Annotated in this window: 7 protein-coding genes; 4 read left to right on the forward strand and 3 right to left on the reverse strand. The window is 66.1% G+C overall.

The window, feature by feature from the left end; genetic code table 11:
* Positions 1 to 650 precede the first annotated feature (650 nt).
* The 4 genes from ABZT74_RS29325 to ABZT74_RS29340 all read left to right on the forward strand — a co-directional run bounded on the left by ABZT74_RS29325 (position 651) and on the right by ABZT74_RS29340 (position 4,615).
* Positions 651 to 1,019: a helicase associated domain-containing protein gene (locus ABZT74_RS29325; protein WP_356439648.1), complete on the forward strand. Its 369-nt coding sequence runs from the start codon at positions 651 to 653 to the stop codon at positions 1,017 to 1,019.
* A gap of 197 nt (positions 1,020 to 1,216) precedes the next feature.
* The gene (locus ABZT74_RS29330; protein ID WP_356439651.1) at positions 1,217 to 1,657 is read left to right on the forward strand and encodes a hypothetical protein; all 441 of its coding nucleotides are present in this window, start codon (positions 1,217 to 1,219) and stop codon (positions 1,655 to 1,657) included.
* A 9-nt stretch (positions 1,658 to 1,666) separates the two neighbouring features.
* Positions 1,667 to 4,093, forward strand: a complete 2,427-nt coding sequence (locus ABZT74_RS29335) for a tetratricopeptide repeat protein (protein ID WP_356439654.1) — start codon at positions 1,667 to 1,669, stop codon at positions 4,091 to 4,093.
* Positions 4,094 to 4,282: 189 nt separating this feature from the next.
* Positions 4,283 to 4,615, forward strand: a complete 333-nt coding sequence (locus tag ABZT74_RS29340) for a hypothetical protein (protein ID WP_356439657.1) — start codon at positions 4,283 to 4,285, stop codon at positions 4,613 to 4,615.
* Positions 4,616 to 4,965: 350 nt separating this feature from the next.
* Here the strand turns inward: ABZT74_RS29340 and ABZT74_RS29345 are convergent, their stop codons facing one another.
* The 3 genes from ABZT74_RS29345 to ABZT74_RS29355 form a co-directional block, all read right to left on the reverse strand.
* Complete coding sequence (locus tag ABZT74_RS29345) at positions 4,966 to 7,974, reverse strand: SMC family ATPase (RefSeq protein WP_356439660.1); 3,009 nt, start codon at positions 7,972 to 7,974, stop codon at positions 4,966 to 4,968.
* A 1-nt stretch (position 7,975) separates the two neighbouring features.
* On the reverse strand, positions 7,976 to 9,139 hold the full coding sequence (locus tag ABZT74_RS29350; RefSeq protein WP_356439663.1) for an exonuclease SbcCD subunit D: 1,164 nt from the start codon (positions 9,137 to 9,139) through the stop codon (positions 7,976 to 7,978).
* 376 nt (positions 9,140 to 9,515) lie between these two features.
* Entirely contained in the window at positions 9,516 to 11,336 is a 1,821-nt protein-coding gene (locus ABZT74_RS29355; protein WP_356439666.1) for a hypothetical protein, read from the reverse strand.
* Positions 11,337 to 11,969: the final 633 nt, after the last annotated feature.

Below are 11,969 nucleotides of genomic sequence, written 5' to 3' on the forward strand. Positions count from 1 at the left end.
CGGCAGGTTGAACTATCCCCTCCCCCGCACCGCTGCCAGCCTCAGCCACCGAACAGTTCCCCAGAACAGCGAAACTGTGAACACCCACGTGCGGAGGTACCGGAGCCGAATGGCCCCTCGGGCCGGGCGGCGGAACCCGCCACCGGCACCAGCCACGCTTCATTGCTTTTGATCGTCACGGCCGGGACCGCCCGAGACTCAGAGCCGCTGATGCCGCCTACGACCTGCACCCGGGCCATCAAGCCTCAGTGGGCTCCATAGGAAGTGCCATGAAGCTGTCCTGGGCTGATGCCACTTCCTGACATTGCATGATGTCACTGGACGCCAGTAGATCGAGAACAGTTACACCAGTTCGAACGGCTGACTCGAAGATCCCAACGATGACAGGGAGGTGACATGCATCCCCTGCCATTTGAGCGGCACTTCACACAGCCGCTCGCAAGACGCGTGAGAACGCCAAACGGCGTGCCGCCGGGGAAACGGGCATCTCCGCGGCTGGTGAGCTGTCGGAGAGCCGTCTGGAGGCGCTGGATGCCATCGACCCGGCCTGGTGTCCGGGGTGGGGGATTGACTGGCAGCGCGGATTTCACCTCACCCTGCAGTACCTGCGCTCCGCCGGCGTCCTGCCGGAGAAGTCGGGCGAGGTGATCGTGCAGGGTGAAGACCTCGGGGCTTGGGCGATCGCGCAGCGGGTCGGGTGGGACAAGCTGACGCCGGTCCAGCAGTGGATGCTCGACAGCGTCCTCGGGCTGGAGCCCGCGGGTGAGGGTGAGCTGCAGCCGGTGCGGAAGTCGCAGGCGGACCGGTGGGCCACCCATCTCGCCGCGGCCCGGCAGTTCCACGCCCGTGAGGGCCACCTGCGCGTCCCGCGTAAGCACGTGGAAGAGATGGCGGGTGACGACGGACAGGTCGTCGGCCTGCGGCTTGGGGGGTGGTTGGACAACACGCGCCGCCGGGCGGACAAGCTCAGCACGGAGCGTCGGGCGGAACTCGACGAACTGGGGATGCGGTGGGCCTGATCTGGTGGACGAAACGGGCTACCTGCGTGTGGATCGCCGGGCCACCGGACGCACGGCCTCGCTGAGCTCTTGGTCAACGGGCATCGCCCCGCCTTGGACTCGATCTGCAGGATGCCGGTTGTCGTGATTTCACTGAGTCTGATGACTGTGCCGCACTACGCTGGTGCTTCGAGTCTGATGGATCTTGGGGGACGTCAATGTTGGTCGAGGGACTTGTCGCCGTAGCCGCTGCTGGCGGAGGGGCGATTGTGCAGGCTGCGGGGACAGACGCGTGGAACGGGATCCGGGGCGGGTTCGCCCGCATCTTTGGGCGCGGGGAGGCCGGACGCGAGCAGGCAGAGCTGGAGCGTTTGGACCAGACGCGTGCTGTGCTCGAGGCGGCGCGGGAGGGTGATGAGGCGGAGCGGGTACAGGTCGCGCAGGTCTCCAGATGGCAGACCCGTCTCGAGACTCTCCTTGAGGAACTGCCCGAGGCGGAGCAGCAGCAGGTGGTGGCCGAGCTGCAGGCCTTGGTCGCGCAGGCCGAGGCTGCTAAGCCGGCGGAGACCGTACACAACGACTTCCGCAGTGCGACGTTCACGAACAGTCAGGTTCAGGGCAGCGGGAGTATGACGGTGACGAACAACTACGACAAGTAGGTCAGTATCGTGGGGGGTAAGGGCAGCGCCAAGCGCAAGGGCAAGAAGAGCGGGAACTCGCAAAAACAGGGGCGAGTGAGCGGCGGAGCCCGGAATGACTTTCGTGGTTCAGAGTTCCGGGGCAGTCAGGTGTTGGGTCACGGCACCATGGCGGTGAAGACGTATGTGCAGCAGTACGCGCCTGTGCCCACCGCGCTGGACGCCTTGCCTCAGCCGCCGGCGGGGTTCACCGGTCGTGACGAGGACATCGCGTTCATCCAGGGTGTCCTGGATCCTGACCGCCCCAGCAGCGGGCCTGCGGTGGCCGTCCTGTCCGGTTGGGGCGGGGTCGGGAAGACGACACTCGCCTATGCCGCAGGGCATGCCGCGCAGAAGAAGGGCTGGTTCACCGGCGTTCTGTTGGTCGACCTGCACGGCTACGACGCTCACCCTGCGCAGGCCGCGGACGCGTTGGAGGCGTTGCTGCGCTCGCTCGGCGTACGGCCCGAGCACCTGCCGCCACCTGGGGCGGGCCAGGAGGCGCTCTACCGTTCGCAGTTGAATGCCCGTCAGGAGGCGGGAGAGCGGTTGCTGGTAGTCGCCGACAACGCTTCCGCGGTTGCCCAGGTCCAGCCTCTACTGCCGCCCGGGCATCACGGGATGCTCGTGACGTCCCGGAACAGCCTTACCGGGATCGGCCGGCTGCGAACCGTCAACCGTCTTCAGCCCGAAGACGCCGTCGACCTGCTGGATAGTGCGCTGAAGAACAATGACCCAGGCGACACGCGGGTCGAGCAGGACCCGGAAGCGGCCGAACAGGTCGCGCTAGCGTGCGGGTATCTGCCGCTGGCCCTACAGATCACCGCTGCGCTTCTGGCTCAGGACCCCGGCCAGCCTCTCTCCGAGCGAGCCGAGGCCCTCGGCCAGGCAGAGGGTGTCCTGGACGGGCTGAACGATGGAGAACGCAGCCTGCGAACTACCTTCGACCAGTCCCTTGAACGCCTCCTGCCTCAGGAGCAGGACCTGTTCCGCTTGTTGTCCCTTAACCCTGGGCCTGACATCTCCTCCTCCGCCGCCGCCGTTCTGGCCGACCAGCCGCAGCTGGCCACCGAACGGCTCCTCGGACGACTCGCCGCTAGCCACCTCATTGAACGCAACCCTGTAATCCGCAACCGCTGGCAGATGCACGACCTTCTCCGCGCCTACGCCCACGAACAAGCCCAAGCCACCATGGCCCACAGCCGCATCCCACGCCGCCGCTACGAACAGGCACACCAACGGCTCATCGACCACTACGTGCAATACGCCCGGGAGGCCAACACTCATCTCCACCCGCACGGCGGAACACTGTCGCCTCGGTACGCCGACCGGAACCAAGCGCTGGCATGGTTTGACGCCGAACGCGAAAACCTCATCGCCACCGCCCACACCAGCCCGCAAGCCAGCTTCCGTCTTGGCTTCACTCTAGGTTTCTATCTGGAGTGGCGGCGCCGCCTCCAGGACCTCCTCGTCGTACGTTCCCTCACCCTCGACGCCTGCCAAGCACTCGGAGACTCCGACAACGAAGCCAAAGCCTGGAACAACCTCGGCACTGCCCTGCGGAAGTTGCGGCGGTTCGACGAAGCACTCCACGCACACCGGGAAGATCTCAAGCACTGCCAGGAGATCGGGGACACCTACAACGAAGCGGGCGCATGGACCAATCTCGGAAATGTACTGCAGGAGTTGCGGCGGTTCGACGAGGCGCTCCACGCACACGAAACCGCCCTTAACCAATTCCAACAGATCAACGATGCATACGGTCAAGCAACGGCCGGAAACAACCTCAGCATTACGCTTAAAGAATTGGGGCGCTTTGATGAGGCACTAAACGCCCAACAAACGGCCATCAATCACTTCCAGCAGATTAATGACCCCCCGGGCGAGGCCACCGCCTGGAACAACCTCGGTGTCGCTTTCAGGGAGTTGCGGCGCTTCGACGAAGCAATCCATGCACACCACACAGCCGTCAACCTCCATCAGCAGATCAGCAACATCCATGGCGAAGCCACCGCCTGGGACAACCTCGGTCTCACGCTGAAGGAGTTGCGGCGCTTCGACGAGGCACTCCACGCACACCAAACAGCCGTCAACCAGTTCCAGCAGATCGGCGAATCTCACCCTGAGGCCACCGTCTGGAACAACCTCGGCACTGCTTACCGTGACCTAGACCGCTTTGACGAGGCCATCACAGCTGGCCGACAGGCCGTTGCCATGTTGACCGCGGCCCAGGACCGGTTCCTTTCCGGTGAAGCGTGGGGTGAGTTGGCTAGAACCCTGACTGCTGTTGACGCCGACCCTCTCCAGATCCACGAAGCGTGGACTGAATCCGCCAGTGCGTACGACCTAGCTGGCGCGGAAGAGAAGGCAGCAGCTTCACGCTACAAAGCAGACAGCACGAAGACTCCAGAACCGTAAAGTCACACGGCGTCGGACAGCGGCTGCCGTGTGCCCACGCAGCCTTGCAGCTACCTTCCGACCTGCATTGAAGTGCCGAACTCAGGGTCCGATGTCCTTCAGCGGCGCTGACGAGAAGGGTTAGCGCCCCCGCCTACCGGCCTAGGATCTCGGGGATGGTCTGTGGTGTGTGATGGCGGAAGGATGCTCATGGCTGCACTTGTACGGCAGCAGGATGTAGCTGCGTACGTGGGCTTCCACGCCTTCGGGTTGCAGGAGTCCGACGACGCGGATCTGCCGGTTCCTTTCCCGGAAGACTTCGACCGGCACGCTTTCCTGAGCACTCACCCAGGGCGCCTGGACATCACCAGCGTCGGCCATACCCACACCGCCGCGGTCCATGTCGAGGTCTGGGACGGGCCGCCGCCCCAGCAGGACCGGGCCGCCTGGGATGAAGTGGCGGAGGCCGAGCTCAAATCGACGAGCGGTCAGGTCGCTGTGTGGTCCATGCACACCGGCCGAGAATTTTTTGACGATCACTAGATTCCGGAATGATCACTGAACTCGCACTTCAGAGGGCTCTTCGACTTTTGAACCTCCACGGAATCCCCAGCTCAGATCAATACGGCACGACGACCAGAAATCCTGTAACGATCAGCAGCTCACCGCATCACTCATGCAGTGATCCTTCGTGGATTTGTCAGAGCTGTAGGCAGAGCATCCCGGCGCCGTGGTACGGCTGTTGAGGCCGGACCGGGTGTGCCCGCCGTCTGTGCGTGTGGAGCCGGTGCGGGTCAGGCAAGGCGGCTGAAGACCCGGCGCAGCACCACCGTCCATCCAGGGCTCCGGCGACCGCGACGTTCGGCTGCTGACGTGCGATGCAAGTCAGGGGATTACTCGGCGGTGTGGGAGACCGGGTGCAGGGTGGAACCGTCGGTGCCCTTTCGGACGTGGAGCTGGCTGGTGATGCGCCGGCGTAGTTCTGGGACGTGGCTGATGAGGCCGACGGTGCGGTCGTGGGCGCGTAGGGAGTCAAGGACGTCGAGGACATGGTGGAGGGTGTCGTCGTCCAGCGTGCCGAAGCCCTCGTCGATGAAGAGGGTGTTCAGGACGCGTCCGCCTGCCTCGTAGGTGACCACGTCGGCCAGGCCCAGGGCGAGGGCGAGGGAGGCGAAGAAGGACTCTCCGCCGGAGAGGGTGTCGGTGGTTCGGTCCCGGCCGGTCCAGGCATCAGTGATTTTCAGGCCCAGGCCGGAGCGGGCGCCGTTCGAGGCGCGGTCGTCGCTGTGGGCGAGGGTGTAGCGGTGGTCGGACATGAGGCGCAGTCGCGTGTTGGCGGCGTCGACGATCTGTTCGAGTCGGGCGGCGAGGACGTAGGCCTCGAGTTCCATGCGGTCGCGGTTGCTCGTTGAGGTGCCGTGGATGACCTCGTGGAGGTGGTGGACGGTGTCGTAGGCCTCTTGGAGGGGGTGCAGGCGCTGGATGCTGTCGGTGAGGCGGGTGGTGAGCTCGGTGAGCTGGTCGTGGCGGGTGCGGGCTGCGGCGGTGGCGGCGACAGCGTCGGTGTGGCGTTGGGCTGCTGTCTTGTTCAGTTGACGGGCGCCTTCGAGGTCAGCGGGTGGCTGGGCTGCTGCCTGGGCGAGGTCGGGGCGATCAAGGGTGGCGGTGTGCACGGCGCGCTGGTGACTGAAGTTTTTGATCTCTTCTTCGATGGTGTGCAGGGCGTCGTCGTCGAGGAGAGCTTTTTCTGCTGCGCGGGCCGTGGGGAAGTTCTGCTCGTGTGCCGCGGTTTCGGCCTCGTCGGCGCGCAGGGTGCGCTCCGCTTCCAGCCGCAGGGTGGCGGTGGCGGCGCCGGTGGCCGTCTTGAGCTGTCCGGCGGTGCGGTGGAGGTCGGTCAGGCGGTCGGTGATGGAGGGGGCTTGCTGGCGTGCCTGGTCCAGTTGGCTTTGGAGTTCGGCCAGCTGGGTCGCGAGGTGGTCGTATGCGGTGTTGCGGGCGGCTAGGTGTTCGCCGGCGGTGGTGGCCTGGTCTGTCATGGCCGTGTGGTCGCGGTTGAGAGCCGCGAGTGCTTCGCGCGCGGGTCCGGCATCGGAGGCTGTCTTCAGGGTCGCTTCGAGGTCGGTCTGGGCGTTGGCCAGGAGGGTCCGGATGTCGTCCAGCGGGGTGTCGCCGGCCTGGGCGCGGGCCTGGGCGAGCAGTTCCCGTGCCTCGTGGAGTGCGGCTGCGGCGTCTTCCTTGGTCTTCTCGGCCTCGAGGTGGCGGGTTTCGGCCTTCTGTTCGTCCTCGCGGGTGGGCTGCCCGGCGTGAGGAGCGGCCTTGGCGGGGTGAGTGCATGAGCCGCATACCGGGCAGGGTGTTCCTTCGGTGAGGTCTGCGGCCAGTTCTGCCGCCATGCCTTCGGTGCGCTGCCGGCGCAGGGTGATGTAGGCCTGGGCGGCCTCGCCGACTGCCTTGCCAGCTTTCTCCCAGAGCTGTTCGCGGGAGGCGACGTCGGCGAGGCGGTCATCACGCTGTTGGGCTGCCGTGAGGCGGCGCTGCAGGTCCGCGAGGGAGGTCTGCTGGTGGACGTTGTCGGTTTCGGCGCGTTGCGCGGCGTGCAGGCGCGCGGTCAGTTCGGCACGGCGGCCAGGTTCGTTGCCCAGCCATTCGCCGGCTTCGAGCTGGTCGGCTGCCAGTGCCTGGCGTTCGGTGTCCAGCTGTCGGAGGTCTTGTGCCATTTGCCGTATGGCGGCTTCTTGGGGCAGGAGGGCCTCGACGAGTGTGGCTTGGGCCCGTGTCTGCTGTTCGGCGGTGGCGAGTTCCTCGGCGGATGCGGTGGCGTGCGGGGCGCGCAGCGTGTCGCGGGCTTGTCTTTCGAGGATCTCCGCGCGTGTGTGCTCGTCGGCGGCGGTGTGGGCGGCGTGCAGGACCGCCGCGAGTTTCGCGGCGCGGCGTGCTTGCTGGCGCTGGTCGGTGATGTACTGCTGGCGGGGTGCTTGCTGGTCCAGTTGTTCCAGTTGCTCGGCTGCGGTGCGGTGTTCGGTCTGCTGCTGGTGCAGCAGGTCCACGGTCCGCTCGTGCGCCTGCTGCTCGGTCAGGTCTGCGGCCGCGGTCTGCATCTGCGTGTCGGCCGTCTCGAGGTGTGCGGCTGCGGTCCGCATCAGCACGGTTGCCCACGTGGGGGCGGCGTCGGGCAGGGTCTGCGGGTCGTCTGTGGCGGGAGCGTCGGATTCGTGGTCGAGGCCGGTGGCGGCTTGGTGGATGCGGTCGACAAGGCTGATGACGTCGCTGCGAGCGGCCTTGAGGTCTTTTTCCGCTTCGCGGCTGCGGTTGAGCAGCCAGGTGTCGATGTCGGTGAAGCGGCTGGTGCGGAACAGTTTGCTGAGGAGGTCCTTGCGGGCGGGTGCTTTGGCGCGCAGGAACTGGGTGAACTGGTTCTGCGGCAGGAGGACGACCTGGCAGAACTGGTCGCGGCTCATCCCCAGCAGTGCCTGGAGGTGGTCGCCGATCTCGTCGTGGGCTTTGCTGGCGGACTCCCACCGGTCCTGGCCTGTGGTGTCGTCGTGCTTGAGCTCACGCATGAGCGTTTTGGCGTTGTGCCAGGTGTATCCGGCGCCGCGGGCTTTGGGTCGCTGCTGGCGGGGGCTGCGAGTGATCTCCAAGCGGTGGCCGGAGAGAGTGACGTCGAGGGTCACCTCGGTGAGCAGATGGTCGGCGGCGTGGTCGCTGCGCAGGAGTTGGTCTCTGTCGCCGGGTGTTTTGCCGTACAGGGCGTAGCAGATGGCGTCGAAGACGGTGCTCTTGCCGGCTCCGGTAGCTCCGTGCAGCAGGAAGAGGCCTTCGCCGGTGAGGGACTCGAAGTCGATGGTGTGGGTTCCCGCGAAGGGGCCGAAGGCCTGCAGGGTCAGGCTGTGCAGGCGCACGTCAGACCGTCTCCTCGTGTGCAGTGTGCTGGGCGTGTTCGACGGCCTGGCGCAGCAGGACGTGTTCGGCGGGGGTGGGGGCGTCGCCGCGGACCTTCGTGACGAAGTCGCAGGCGATGTCGAGGTCGTTGCGGCCTTGCAGGCGCTGGGTGTAGGTGGAGTGCTCCCCTGTCCGTCTCCGCTGGCCGGGGTCGGGTGGCACCAGGGACAGGACGTAGGGGAAGCGGCGGCGCAGCTGGGACATCGGTTCGTAGGGCAAGGCAGGGTCAGTGAGGGTGACCTGCAGCCAGCTGCCGGTCAAGGGCTCGTGGGCGGGGTCGGTCAGCAGGTCCTTGAGGGTGCCTTTGAGGCAGGCCAGGGGGCGCGGGACGGGGGTGTTCACGCGGTCGAGAGTGACGGTGCCGTCGGCGGCCATGTCGACGATGGTCAGGGTCTTGGTGTGGTGGGCTTCGGAGAAGGAGTACGCGAGCGGTGAACCGCTGTAGTGGATGCGGTCGTTGACGTTCTGCGCGCCGTGAAGGTGGCCGAGGGCGACGTAGTCGATGTCGTGGAAGGTGCTGGCAGCGACGTAGTCGAGTCCCCCGACGGTGATGTCGCGTTCGCTGGTGGAGCTCTCGCCGCCTGCGACGAAGGCGTGGGCGATGACGATGCTGCGGGTGTTGGGCGGGTAGGAGGCGAGGTCGGCGCGGATGCGGTCCATGGCCGCGGTGGTCACGGCCTGGTGGCTCTTGTCGGCGTCGAGGCCCTCGTGGGTCAGGGACGGCTCGAGGTAGGGGATGCTGTAGACGGCGACGGTGCCGTGTTCGTCCTCGAGCAGGACGGGGCGGGTGCAGGCGCTGTCCGGGTCGGTCCGCAGGTGCACGCCGGCCCGCGCCAGGACGCTGGCGCCGACGCCGAGCCGGTGGGCTGAGTCGTGATTGCCGCTGATCATGATGATGGGGATGTGGAGCTCGGCGAGCTGGGTCAGTGCGCTGTCGAAGAGACGTACGGCGTCGAGGCTGGGAATGGCCCGGTCATAGATGTCGCCGGCCACGAGGATGGCGTCGACTTCTCTGTCCCGGGCCGTGGCGTGGATGTGGGTGAGGAAGGCGCGCTGCGCGTCGATCACGTCGGCTTCGTGGAACCGGCGCCCTAGGTGCCAGTCCGAAGTGTGCAGGAACCGCATGAGCACAGACCGTAACCAGCGGGAGGGCGGTGGCGGGCGGGTTTCCTGATAAATGCTGTCTCGGCTGTGAGCCGGGGGGCCGGTGGCGGTGGTGTTTCACTGGCCTCGCCGAGGGTCACTGGCGTGGGCGATGCCACCGGGTGATTGTCAGTGGCAGGGGGCAAGATGGTCGTCAGGGGGAAGGAGGATGTGATGTCGTTATCGCGTTCTACCAACGCTGGATCTGCTGTGGCTCCGAACGGTTGCCGCTGGTGCGGGATCGAGGCCCGCGGTCACGGCCGCCAGCATGTGGCGGAGGCGGGCTGGCACGCGTGGACGGCTCCGACGCTGCAGCAGCGCAAGGAACGCATGCTGCAGCGCCGCGCCGACAGGCTGGTCAGGAAGCCAGGTCCTGGATGCTCCTGAAAGCGTTCCTGAGCTGTGACGGGACATCCTCGGCCTTGGCAAGCGTGGTCACCAGCGCGTAGAGCATGTCGTCCTTGCCGTCAGGACTTGTCTGCGCCGCCTGCTCTTTGATCATGGTCAGAACAGCGCCGCTGAACTTCCCGCCGCGATGCGCGGCGAAGTGCCCGGTGGTCCAATCCGAACCCGTGGGCCGGGGCCAGTGCGTATTGGCGGCCGCGGCCCACTGGGCATCGGTGAACAGTTCCTCGAGTTCGTTGAATCCGTCGGCCTCCCCGACGTAGGAGACCTGGGTGGCCAGGTCGAGTCCTGTCCGGATGAGGCGTTCGGTCTTGAAGTGCTTGTTGGTGCGGCTATCCGCATCGACCATCAGCATGACGGTACGGCGGTTCTTGACGAGGTAGCCGGCCAGGTGCAGGGCTCCCTCGTTGTTGCCGCAGGCCCACAGGGCGATACCGGCCGCCTGGAGGGAGAGGCCCTGGGAGAGGCGGAACAGCAGTGGCAGGCACTGCTGTTCGGTGGGGCCTTCCACGGCGAGGAAGCACCGCTCGTGCAGGAGGACGGAGTTGCGTAGCCCCACCGCGGCGGCGATCTGGCCGAGGTGGAAGTCGACGCCGTCGTGGGACTCGTCCGCCAGGCGCTCGACGATGGTGCGGCCGCTCTCGCTGAGGCGGAGGTGGACCACGTCGGCGATGTCGACACCGTCGATGAGGTTCATCGAGTGGGTGGCGACCACGACGCTGACGTGGGGCAGGGTGCACTGTTTGCGGATGATGTCCATGACGGTGCGCTGGTGGCGGTAGTCGAGGTGGGTGTCGGGCTCGTCGTAGACAACAATGGTCTGGGTCGGCTCCTGCTCACCCCGCTCCCCCGCCGTCAGTTCGCTGCTCTCCAGCAGATTGCTGGTCCACTCCCACACGGCAAGCGCGATCCGGCGGTTGCTGCCCTGGCCGGAGCGCGTGAGATCGACGGGTTCCCCGTCGGCTTTGGACACCTCCAGCGGGGCACGCTTGAAGCCGCCCTTGAAGGAGACCTCAGGCTTGACCTGCACACCGACAAATTCACCGCAGTGCCGGCGGATGTGCTGACACAGGGAATCTGCTTCCTTCTCCAGACGCTGGGTGACTTCCGCTTCGATCTCCCGCACCCGCCCCTGAAGGGTCTCGTCCTCCAGGTACGTCTCGTAGCAACTGTTCAGCGCGGTGCGAACGGCAGCGTCCGGGCTCTCGTCCCTGCCTCCGAACGACAGCAGTCGGGGCAATCTCTCCTGGAGTTCCTTGGCAAGGGGCTGCCACTGCTCTACCTGGGGCGCCGTGGCCGCATAGGCGTTGAGGGCCTGCACCAGATCTTCCTTCAAGGACCCGGCCGGGGTCAGCGAGAACTCGGCCGCCAGCTCGGCCAGTTCGCCCTTCAGCATTCTCCCGACGTCATGGAGACGGCTGTCCGCGGGCCGGGAGCCGAAGTACTCCCACCGGGCTGTCTGGCCCTCTTCAGCAATGCGTCGGATCCGGGCGGTCTGCGGCAGGGCGGTGGCCGCTTGTTCTCCGGCGTCAAGGGCAAAGACGCCCTCGACCCATGTCGGGGAGCAGCGGCCGCCTGCGGCCCCCTCCAACTGGACGTACGTACGGTCCTCGTCCGTCAACCGATGTTCCCCCAGAAGGAAGGCCAGCGCTGTCAGTACAGCGCTCTTACCACCGTCATTGCGTCCGGCCAGGATCGTCGGGCTGCTGACGGGAATGTTCTCCACCAGTGCTAACGAGCGGAAACCGCAGACGGAGAAACGAGTGAGGTACACGGTCGAACTGCTCCGAATCTCCCCTGGGTGGAGGGGCGTGACGTGCGGGAGTGCTTGGGGGGGGTGAGACGGATGAGCACCCAGAACGGGCCGTCATCGTAGAACTGCGGCCAGCAGCGGTCGGGCGGTTTCGGTCAATTCAGTGGTCGCAGATTGACTGGCAGAGGAGCATCAACTCGTGTCCTGACCGGAGTAACCGCTGCTACCCACCCCGAAAGACCGGCCCACGCCAGGTGGAGACTGGAGCTCCGTACCTCCGTGCACACAGGGCAGCCGTTCATGGCTCACCCCGCAGTCTCATCACGTGCGTCCCGTTGATCGATTCCATGCTCAGCACCACGCCGAGACATTCAGAGGGGTTCCGTGGTGGCGTGGTCTTCACTCGACCGAGTGCAGTTGACCGTTGAACGTCACATCTACGTGCGGTGTCACTCTCAGCATCCACTCCCCCGTCTCAGGCGATCTGAGGCGTCCGCCGATTCCACCGTGCACGCCGAGGTCCTTAGAGAGCATCTGATCAAGGTTCAGGCTGGATTGTCGGAATCGCCGGTTTCGATTCGCCAGGTTGGTGCGGATTCTCCGGTGAGTTCACGGCTGGTTTTGTTAGCCATGGCCCAGTGGACCATGGTGCGT

Origin of the sequence: Streptomyces sp. NPDC005302 (genome assembly GCF_040607345.1) — a bacterium.
GTDB lineage: Bacteria > Actinomycetota > Actinomycetes > Streptomycetales > Streptomycetaceae > Streptomyces.